The 654-nt window shown below is 48.9% G+C and carries 1 protein-coding gene; it reads right to left on the reverse strand.

Features of this window, described 5'->3' with window-relative positions; all coding sequences use genetic code 11:
* Positions 1–129: 129 nt before the first annotated feature.
* A partial coding sequence (locus QVO97_RS00935; RefSeq protein ID WP_288188542.1) for a manganese catalase family protein occupies positions 130–654 on the reverse strand: 525 nt, incomplete at its 5' end.

Below are 654 nucleotides of genomic sequence, written 5' to 3' on the forward strand. Positions count from 1 at the left end.
TAACTCATCACTACTACAATATACTTATGGGTAATCCCCTTACATCCAGTAAGGATTTATCCGTACTCGGTGCTGGTTTGAAAACCTCCGTAAAGAATGAATTTGACATTGTTTACGGAGGTTTTTGTTTTATCCCTTCGCTTTCACTTTATCAAACTCTGGGTTAAACGTATAGAAATTACGACTGCTCAGGTGATCCTGTACATTTCTTAAAGCTTCACCAAACCGCTGAAAATGTACAATCTCGCGCTCGCGCAGAAAACGGATCGGATCGCATACTTCCGGATCTTTGACCACGCGGAGAATATTGTCGTAAGTTGTGCGGGCTTTCTGCTCTGCTGCCATATCCTCATATAAATCCGTGATCGCATCGCCCTTCGACTGGAACTCGCACGCATTGAACGGAATTCCGCCTGCTGCCTGCGGCCAGATTGCCGTGGTGTGGTCGATATAGTATGGTCCGAACCCGGATGACTCGATCTGTGCCGGAGTAAGGTTGCGCGTGAGCTGCTGGACAATGGCGGCAATCATCTCCATATGGGCGAGTTCCTCGGTTCCGATGTCGGTCAGAAGTCCTTTCTGCATCTTATAAGGCATCGTATACCGCTGGGACAGGTAGCGCATAGAGGCTCCGATTTCGCCGTCAGGACCGCC

This window comes from Clostridium sp. CAG:43 (genome assembly GCF_000434655.1).
Taxonomy (GTDB): Bacteria; Bacillota; Clostridia; order Lachnospirales; family Lachnospiraceae; genus Otoolea; species Otoolea fessa.